The 9,495-nt window shown below is 58.2% G+C and carries 8 protein-coding genes; 6 read left to right on the top strand and 2 right to left on the bottom strand.

From position 1 onward, the window contains the following. Positions 1–491: 491 nt before the first annotated feature. Both VB780_RS30550 and VB780_RS30545 read right to left on the bottom strand, forming a co-directional pair. A complete protein-coding gene (locus VB780_RS30550; protein ID WP_323354971.1) occupies positions 492–857 on the bottom strand; it encodes a hypothetical protein in 366 nt (121 codons plus the stop codon). Positions 858–890: 33 nt separating this feature from the next. Then, positions 891–3,692 (bottom strand): cation-translocating P-type ATPase, encoded by a 2,802-nt coding sequence (locus VB780_RS30545; RefSeq protein WP_323354970.1) that lies wholly within the window; start codon positions 3,690–3,692, stop codon positions 891–893. A gap of 97 nt (positions 3,693–3,789) precedes the next feature. On the opposite strand from VB780_RS30545, the gene VB780_RS30540 reads away from it, so the two are divergent. The 6 genes from VB780_RS30540 (at position 3,790) to VB780_RS30515 (ending at position 9,492) form a co-directional block, all read left to right on the top strand. After that, positions 3,790–4,626 (top strand): DUF3153 domain-containing protein, encoded by an 837-nt coding sequence (locus VB780_RS30540; protein ID WP_323354969.1) that lies wholly within the window; start codon positions 3,790–3,792, stop codon positions 4,624–4,626. Between the two features lie 291 nt (positions 4,627–4,917). Next, the gene (locus VB780_RS30535; RefSeq protein ID WP_323354968.1) at positions 4,918–5,265 is read left to right on the top strand and encodes a LapA family protein; all 348 of its coding nucleotides are present in this window, start codon (positions 4,918–4,920) and stop codon (positions 5,263–5,265) included. 100 nt (positions 5,266–5,365) lie between these two features. Next, the gene (locus VB780_RS30530) at positions 5,366–5,620 is read left to right on the top strand and encodes a hypothetical protein (protein ID WP_323354967.1); all 255 of its coding nucleotides are present in this window, start codon (positions 5,366–5,368) and stop codon (positions 5,618–5,620) included. Positions 5,621–5,702: 82 nt separating this feature from the next. Next, positions 5,703–6,569, top strand: a complete 867-nt coding sequence (locus VB780_RS30525) for a segregation/condensation protein A (RefSeq protein WP_323354966.1) — start codon at positions 5,703–5,705, stop codon at positions 6,567–6,569. 272 nt (positions 6,570–6,841) lie between these two features. Further along, positions 6,842–8,008 (top strand): NDP-sugar synthase, encoded by a 1,167-nt coding sequence (locus tag VB780_RS30520; RefSeq protein ID WP_323354965.1) that lies wholly within the window; start codon positions 6,842–6,844, stop codon positions 8,006–8,008. Positions 8,009–8,298: 290 nt separating this feature from the next. Continuing rightward, the gene (locus tag VB780_RS30515; protein WP_323354964.1) at positions 8,299–9,492 is read left to right on the top strand and encodes a BMP family ABC transporter substrate-binding protein; all 1,194 of its coding nucleotides are present in this window, start codon (positions 8,299–8,301) and stop codon (positions 9,490–9,492) included. The last annotated feature ends 3 nt before the right edge of the window (positions 9,493–9,495 follow it).

Below are 9,495 nucleotides of genomic sequence, written 5' to 3'. Positions count from 1 at the left end.
CATCCCTATTTTTTCGTCAAAATAGGGGACTCTTTCCGTTGAGATGTCACGCAATTCCTCTAAATCCACCTTGACTGTCTCAAATGAGACACCACTGGCCAAAAAAATCAATTAATCGAGGTTCCCTCGAATCACTGTTTCTTCCTGGTTCAAGGCATCAATATTGCCGTAATCAATTGTATTATCAGGATCTACAGTTGACCTTACATGCTCATTTCATGTAGTCCAAAGATCTTCTTGTAGCCTCGAAATATGAGCTGGGCAGTTCTATGACAAGTATATTCATTTGGCTTCGGTGTTTTGTAGAACTGTGACTCAGGCCATACACTCACATCTAGCTCAAAAACCAACTGTGTCGGTTCTATCTTCCAGCTCAGAACACAAGAATCGTTAAGGTCTATGCCTCGAAACAGTTCCATGTCTTGCCATTCAATCATGATCTTAAAAACATCTTTTAGGTTTTAACTCTACCAACAAGCTCTTAGATACCACTAAATGAATAGGCTTGGTTGACCGTCTATATCGATTGAGAAGCTTTCATAATGTGGCATGTCATCAAAAATCATTAGGCACCAGCCGTTTTCGAATAACAGAGAAAAGGACTGCGGTGGGTTAATGCTTGCACGAAGAATTGGCACATCGATGATCTGGTGAAGGCGGAAAGCTTCTCGCTTGGCATGATCCTGCTCTTCATCAATCACAACTCCCTTATCGTCGAAGAGTTTCCAACGACCTTCAACGAAAATGCTACCCGTGCCAGATGCGTGAAACTGAATTTGAAAGCGACCCAAGCAGATCTGATTAAACTCTTGTCCAACAAAGACATTTACTGGTAAATCAGGTGGCACCCCATACATTTTACAATTACCTCACTAGTGAGCAAAGCCGTGCTAATCTCTTACGACTTTGCCTCGGATGCGGCGGTAGATTTTTTCGGCTTCGACCCAGACAAATAGCAGCGTGCTAAAGCCAAAGCAGATCAGCAGTTCAAAAGAGCTGAGCAGGTGGGTGCCAAAGAAATTTCGCAGGGGCTCGACGTAAATCAGCATGAGTTGGAGCACGCAGGTGAGAAGCACAGCCCCCAGCACAAAGGGGTTTGACCAGGGCGACATTTCTATCGTAAGACGACTGCCAGACCGCACGGCGATCGCATGGCCCATCTGAGCCAGGCAGAGGGTAGTGAACACCATCGTCTTCCAGCGATCGGGGTCGCCGCCCTGCTGGGCGTGCTGGTAGGCCCACACCATCATCGACACCGAGATAATGGCAAACACAATGCCGATGCGCAGCATGTAGGCTCCTAAGCCTCGGGCAAAGATACCTTCCTGGGGGTCATGGGGGGGCTGCTCCATCACGTCGGGTTCGGCGGGTTCTACCGCCAGGGCCAGCGCCGGGAAGCCATCGGTGACCAGGTTCATCCACAGAATTTGTAACGGGCTCAAGGGCACGTCTAAAATCGGCAGCAGCAGGGGTGAGAGGGCAATCGTCAGCAGTTCGCCAATGTTGGAGCCGAGAATGTATTTCACGAACCGGCGAATGTTGGTGTAGACCACCCGGCCCTCTTCGGTGGCGGCGACGATGGTGGCAAAGTTGTCGTCGAGCAGCACCATGTCGCTGGCTTCTTTGCTGACGTCGGTGCCAGTGATGCCCATGGCAATGCCGATCTCGGCCTGTTTGAGGGCCGGGGCATCGTTGACGCCATCGCCGGTCATGGCGACGATCTGATGGTCTTTTTGCAGGGCTTTAACGATGCGGAGCTTGTGCTCAGGCGATACGCGGGCGTAGATGTTAACCTCCTTCACCGCCGCCTCTAGATCGGTCTGGCCCATGGCCTCTAGGTCAGCGCCACTGAGGGATTTAGCCTCGGCATCGGCAATGCCCAGGTCTTGGGCGATCGCCATGGCGGTCAGCTGGTGGTCGCCGGTAATCATCATCGGCCGAATGCCGGCAGCTCGACAGCGCTGCACCGCCACCCGCACCTCGGGCCGCAGGGCGTCGATCATTCCCACCAGGCCCAGCCACACCAGATCGCGCTCGGCCAGATCGGGGTCGCCCTCGTCGGGCACGGTGGTGATGGGGCGGTAGGCAAAGCCCAGCACCCGCAGCCCCTGGGCGGCCATCTCGGCGCTGTTGTCTAGAATGCGCGATCGCGTCTCCTTATCCAGTTCAAACTGCTCTGTCCCTTTTAAACCGTGGGTACAGCATTCTAAAAGCATCTCGGGCGACCCCTTGGCCAGCATCAGGTAGGGGGCGCTGGCCAGGGCTTTGGGCAGCGCCAGATCGGCGGCGAGAGCATTCACGCCGCTAAACACCACGCTCATGCGCTTGCGCTCTGAGGAAAAGGGAAACTCCACCACCCGCTGCAATTCGTGGCCCAAGCGATGGCGATCGAGGCCGCTTTTAGCCGCCATCACCACCAGGGCTCCCTCGGTGGGGTCGCCCATGATCGCCCAATCGCCCGCTTCCTTTTGCAGCACAGAGTCGTTGCACAGCAGGCCATCCACCAGCAGCAGCCCCACATCGGGCACCTGGCGAGGGTCTAGGGGCTGTCCTTCGCCAATAAATTCTCCCTCCGGAGCGTAGCCCTCCCCAGTCACTTGCAGCGATTGGGAGAGGGTGCGCATCTGCTGCACCACCATTTTGTTTTGGGTCAGGGTGCCGGTTTTGTCAGAGCAAATCGTGGTGACTGAGCCCAGGGTTTCAACGGCGGGCAGACGGCGAATTAGGGCGTGACGGCGCACCATGCGCTGGGTGCCAATCGCCAGGGTGACGGTAATTACCGCTGGCAGGCCCTCGGGCACCACCGCCACGGCCATACTCAGGGCCACTTCTAGCAGGCGTTCAAAGGCTCCCCAGCCGCCAAAAAACACGCCAGCGCCCACCACGATCGCCACCAGGGTCAGCGACCCAGTGACCAGCACGTTGCCCAACTGGGTCATGCGCTGCTGGAGCGGGGTGGGCTCGGTTTCGACCCCTTGCAGCATGGCGGCAATGCGGCCCAGTTCGGTCTTCATGCCGGTGCCGGTGATCAGCACACGACCTCGCCCCTGAGCTACCTCCGTGCCCTGAAACACCAGGTTTTTGCGATCGGCCAGGCCCGTATCCGCCGCCAGGGTGCGGGTGGCCTGTTTGTTGACCCCCTGGGCTTCGCCGGTCAGGGCCGACTCGCGCAGCTGCAGGTTGCTGGCCTCTAGCAGGCGACCATCGGCGGCCACCTGATCGCCCGCCTCCAGCAGCATGATGTCGCCGGGCACCAGGTCTTGGGAGGGCACCTCTTGCAGGCGACCGTCGCGCTGCACCCGCACGCTGGGGGAGGCCATTTGCTTGAGGGCGGCGAGGGCTTTTTCGGCCCGGCTCTCTTGCAGGTAGCCCAGCACGCCATTGAGAATGACGATCGCAAAAATCGCGATCGCATCCTTAGGAAATTCTTGATTTCTATAGGAGAGCACCCCCGACACCACCGCCACCGCAATCAGCATCAGCAGCATGATATTGGTGAACTGGTCGAGCAAAATGCGCCAGGCGGGGCGACCGCCGACCTCTTCTAGCTCGTTAGGGCCATACTGGCTGCGGCGATCGAGCACCGCTTGCGCCGTAAGGCCGGTATCGTCATTGCTGTCTAACTGGCTGAGGGCCTCGTCAATGCCAACCGTATGCCAGGCGGTCGTAGAATCTGGAGAGGGGTTGTTCATGCAACGCTACCGGCTACCGTTGGATCTATCGCTCTAATGGTATAGCCTTGGCCAAAGCTACGGAACTGCGCACAAAGATTGATTTTTGGGAGTGATTTTGACACCGAACGCTGGGGGCGACCGCAGGCCAGGGCAATTTGTTCGCAGCGTACTGAGGCGATTCGCGCAGCGACCCCTCCGGAAAACGCTGCTGCTGCTGCTGCCCCTGCTGCTGAGCGGCTGTCTGCGCTACGACCTCACCCTGCGCTTTGACCACCAGGGCCATGGCCAGATTTCCCAAACGATCGATTTGAGCGATCGCGGTGCCGCCCTGGCCCAGCCCACCCTGGCCCCCTGGCTAGAGGAGCTAAAGGTGCGATCGCGTCCCCTCGGCGGCCAGCTCAGCCAGAACCCCCAGACCGTCACCCTCACCGTGCCCTTTGGCACTGCCGCCGACTTGGGCGATCGCTTTCGCCAGCTCTTTGCCGCTGCCGTCTACCCAGACATTGAATCCGCCCCTACCGAAGAACTGCCACCTGCCGACAGCCCCACCTACCTACAACTGCCCGGCTGGGAACCGGTTCCCTTTGCTTTAGACATCGACCAAACCAACTGGCTGCTGGCCAGCCGCACCCACCTCACCTACCGCATAGACCTGCGCCAGCTGCCCACCAACGGGGATGACTCATCTGATCCGACTCCCTGGGCAGACCTGCGCTTTCGGCTTCAGGTGCCCTGGGGCTTAGCCAGCCTTGCCCCCACCGCCACGCCGCCCTTGGCCGAAGACCCGACCGGAGCCACCTGGAAGCTTGAGCCGGGTCAGATCACCTATATTGATGCCACCTTCTGGCTGCCCAATGCGATCGCCCTCGGCACCCTGGGCATCGCCGCCCTCGTGCTCGCTGGCTACGGCCTCCGCTACCGCATCTTCAAACCAAAGCTCCCCGTTTTATAGGGCGGCTTCTGAAAAATAGTTTCCCCAACGGTGGGCAGTGCCCACCCTACAACTTCGCTCCCCTGCACCTACGAGCCGTCACGCCAACAAGAACCCATCTTCCTTGCCGTCCCCACCTTCCTCAATCCCCTCACCCTCTTCCTAAAAACCTTTCCCCAAAATAAAACCCAGCCTGGTTAAATAACCTTATCTAAGTCCAGAAGTGGAGTTCTACCTTTAAGGAACCATAGATTCCGAGCTGGACTTAGCATAGACCTAGCGAATTTGACCAACGATGGGAGGCCCAGAGCCATGAGGCAGATAAATTTCGTCGTTATTTTTGTGATTGCCCTAGCCCTGGTGCTATTTGGCATTGAGAACACGGAGCGCGTGCTGATTCACATCGCCCCCGGACTGGATGTGGAAGCGCCCCTGTGCGTCGAGCTGATTATCGCCATGGGCATTGGGGCGGTGTTTGCCTGGGTATTTAGCGTCTGGGCGCAGTTGCAGGGCTACATGTCTTTTGGCAAGCAGGTGCAGCAGCGCGAAGTGCGGATTCAGGAGCTGGAGCAGGATGTGCAGCGCTACCAGGTCAAGCTCGAAGAACAGAGCCTAATGCTGCCCGCCGCCCAAATTGAAGATGGAGAAGCAGTCGCTTAGATACAGCCAGCAGAGCCGGACGTGCAGGCCAGATCGCCATCGACCTCAGTTGTTATGATCTAGTTGATGGACTGGATGTTGCGTTAGAGAAAGCGTCATTATGTCTGGCGACGGTGATCCGACTAAACCTACTCAGCGTCCACTGCTCAAGGGGGCCTCGCGGTTTGCTTGGGGTTCTGCCTTAGGCGCTCTGCTAATTGCGCTACCGCTTACCTACGGCTCTCCCTTTAGCCTCGAGCCCATGCAGATCGCCAAGGCCGGGTTTGTGATCCTCGGGTGCGGAGGAATAGCGATGATCTGGGGACAAGGGCTGATCAATGCGGTAATGGAGTCGTTAGGTAAAACGGGCCTTTGAGCTATCATGGGCCGATAGCCGCGTCATGGCGACTTAGACAGCAGGGGCTGTCTAGCGAGCTCCAAGCTTTTCTGCCTGATCTATGTCATCGTCCCTGGCTCAAACTGCGATCGCATTTCTCATCGACCTGGCCGATCAGGGCGAAATCGACCCGTGGGATGTCAAGGTGATCGACGTGATCGATCGCTTCTTGTCGCTGCTCAAGAGCCAGGCCGAAGCCTTGGCCAGTCAGGGCCGCACCCCCTACGAGGCCAACCTGTCAGAGTCGGGCCAGGGGTTTCTCTACGCCTCCATGCTGGTGCTGCTCAAGGCCGACACCATGGTGCGAGCCGAAGCCGAGGCCGAGGCCGCAGCCAACCCCGAAGAGGTCTGGGAAGAAGAATTGCCTGACCTGGTGCCCCTGCCTCGCAACTTGGAGCGGCACCTGCACCGTCGCGCCGTCGCTCCCATTCCCCAGCGGCGGCAGGTCACGCTGCACGAGCTAATTCAGCAGCTCGAAACCATGGCCACGGTAATGGCCGACCACACCCCCCGCCTGCGGGCGCGGCGGGCGCGACCCCAGCCCCAGCGTCAGGCCGTGCGGGCGATCGCCCAGCTCGCCCACCAGGAAAACCTCTCCGAAATTGCCGCCGCCCTCGAAGCCTTCCTCGACCAGTACTGGGATGAGCTGGGGGGCGATACTCTGTGGATCGACTTTGAGCTGCTGCTGGAGCACTGGCCCCAGTTTAAACCCGCCGATCTCGAAGACGCCCACGATTTTGAAACCCCCCACGCCGCTGCGGTACACGAGAAGGTAGGCGTGTTTTGGGGCCTGCTGTTTCTCTCGGCCCAGTCGAAGGTAGAGCTGGGTCAAGACCAGTTCTACGGCGATTTACGGGTCAGAAATCTTAACCGTGCCCCCCTCACCGCAGCGGAGGCCGAACTGCCGGCATTTATTCTGCCTGACTGAGGCAGCGGGACGCTGATGTAGGCTACCGTTTCCAGATTGGCCAGGCTATTTTAAAGAGAGTGTAATAACTCCTTGAAGGCCAGCGGGTTGCCGGTGCTCTGGTAGGGGGCGCTGTTAGCATGGCCAAGTGCGATGGTCAAAGACCGGCCCCCAAAGGGCCAACCCAAGGCGTTGGTGTTATGCCGACCGTTTCTGGGTGGGTTGGCCATAGACTAAACTCGCCAAACTGCTCGGCTACAGATTTAACCCCATAAATTAAGGATCCTATTCGTATGAAAGCCATGATCTTGGCTGCCGGCAAAGGCACCCGTGTGCGGCCGATCACCTACACCATTCCCAAACCCATGATTCCGATCATGCAGAAGCCGGTAATGGAGTTTTTGCTCGAACTGCTGCGCCTACACGGGTTTGACCAAATTATGGTCAACGTCAGCCACCTGGCCAACGAAATTGAGGGGTATTTTCGCGACGGTCAGCGCTTTGGCGTCGAACTCGCCTATTCCTTTGAGGGCCGCATTGAAGAAAATGGCGAACTGGTGGGCGACGCCATCGGCTCCGCTGGAGGGATGCGCAAGATTCAAGACTTCTCGCCTTTTTTTGATGACACCTTTGTAGTGCTCTGCGGCGACGCGCTGATCAATCTCGACCTCACCGAGGCCGTGCGCCGCCACCGCGAAAAAGGCTCCATCGCCACCATCATTACCAAAACCGTGCCCCTCAAGCAGGTGCCCAGCTATGGGGTGGTGGTCACCGACGCCGAAGGGCGAGTCAAGTCGTTTCAAGAAAAGCCTTCCGTAGAAGAGGCCCTCAGCACCGAGATCAACACCGGCATCTATATCTTTGAGCCCGAGGTGTTTGACTACATTCCCTCGGGCGTGTCGTTCGACATCGGCGGCGATCTGCTGCCCAAGCTGGTGGCCAACGGCGCGCCGTTTTACGGCATTCCCATGGCGTTTGAGTGGGTCGATATCGGCAAGGTGCCCGATTACTGGCGCGCCATCCAGGACGTGCTCACCGGAGTGGTCAACCTGGTGGATATCCCCGGCGAAGAGATTCGCCCCGGCGTCTATGTGGGCCTCAACGTCAAGGCCAACTGGGACAAGGTCAATATCGAAGGGCCGGTCTACATCGGCGGCATGACCCACATCGAAGACGGGGCCACCATCGTTGGCCCCAGCGCCATCGGCAACAACTGTTCGATCTGCAGCGGGGCGATCGTCGATAAGAGCGTCATCTTCGAATATTCGCGCATTGGTCCCGGTGTGCGACTGGTGGACAAGCTGGTGTTTGGCCGCTACTGCGTGGATAAAACCGGCGCTTCCATCGACATGAAGGCCGCCGCCCTCGACTGGCTAATCACCGACACCCGCCAGGAGTTTCCGCTGGTGCCGCCCGTGGAGCACCGGGCGATCGCCGAACTCCTAGAGCAGCACATCTAGGGCCACCTGGCACCATCCTCAACCAAGTCCTCAAAACCCCAGAGTTATGTCACTCTGGGGTTTTGTTTTAGCCAATCTCTATCCTGGGATAGTGGCGGACAACCCGCTAAAGTGTGGTTTCTGATACAACTACTTCGAGGGCTTTTACCAATTCTTAGAGGATGGTGTAAAAGCTTAAGAACAGCCATGGCGAATCGAGCCATATAGCGAGCGACCCAGTTCGTAGGTAGAGCTGTAATACTGACACTCGGAATGAGTCTGCCCCTGTATTGGAGAGAGTTGTAACCAAAATGAGCGATCGCAACCGTTCTTTTCGCCTATCGCGACGGCAGGTGGTGCGGGGGCTGTTGGCCTCCTCTGCCTTTGGGCTGACGGCCAAATTCAGTACCGGCTGCGCCCAGTCGCCCAGCACCGAGGGCAGTGCAGCCACCGATGGGTCTGCCCCAGAAGAACTGGTCGTAGGCTTCATCTACGTCGGCCCTAAGGATGACTTTGGCTACAACCAGGCCCATGCTGAGGGGGCCGCAGCCATGGCCGCCAATGTGCCCGGCATTCGCCTGGTGGAAGAGGCCAGCGTGCCCGAAACCACAGCCGTAGCCGAAGCCATGCGCAGCATGATCGAGATCGACGGGGCCAAGGTGCTGTTTCCCACCTCCTTTGGCTACTTTGACCCCCACATTCTTGCTCTGGCCGAAGAGTTTCCCGATGTGCAGTTTCTCCACGCCGGGGGCTTGTACCAGGAAGACATACATCCCAAAAACGTGGGCAGCTACTTTGGCTACATCGACGAGGCCCAGTACGTGGCCGGGGTAGTGGCCGCCCATATGAGCCCAGCGGGCAAGCTGGGGTTTGTGGCCGCCAAGCCCATTCCGCAGCTGTTGCGCAACGTCAACAGCTTTACCCTGGGGGCCAGGTCGGTCAACCCCGAGGCCACTACCCAGGTGATTTTTACCGGCGACTGGTCGGTGCCGGTAAAAGAGGCCGAGGCCACCAACAGCATGGCCGACCAGGGTATTGAGGTCATCACCTGCCACGTCGATAGCCCCAAGGTGGTGATGGAAACCGCCGAGCGGCGTGGGGTGATGACCTCGGGCTACCACGCCGACCAGAGCCCCCTGGCCCCCCAGGGCTACCTCACCGGGGCCGAGTGGGATTGGTCGAGTATTTACACCACCCTGGGCAAAGACTTTATGGCGGGCAAAACCCTGATGGCTGGAGACATTCCCCACATTTTGCGGGGTGGGCTAGCCGATAACTTCTGTAAGCTGTCGGCCTACGGCCCCGCCGTCAGCGACGAGGCCAAGACCGCTGGCGATGCTGCCATAGCCGGCATTAAATCGGGCGAGATCGTCATCTACCAGGGGCCGCTCCAGAGCAACACCGGGGGCGAAATTTTGCCCGCCGACCAGCAGCTCAAAACCGACAATATTGAGCTAGAAAAAATGGACTATTTTGTTGAGGGTGTCATTGGGTCCATTAGCTAAACC

This window comes from Leptolyngbya sp. CCNP1308 (assembly GCF_034932455.1).
GTDB lineage: Bacteria > Cyanobacteriota > Cyanobacteriia > Phormidesmidales > Phormidesmidaceae > Nodosilinea.
This window is presented reverse-complemented; position numbering and strand designations above follow the sequence as displayed.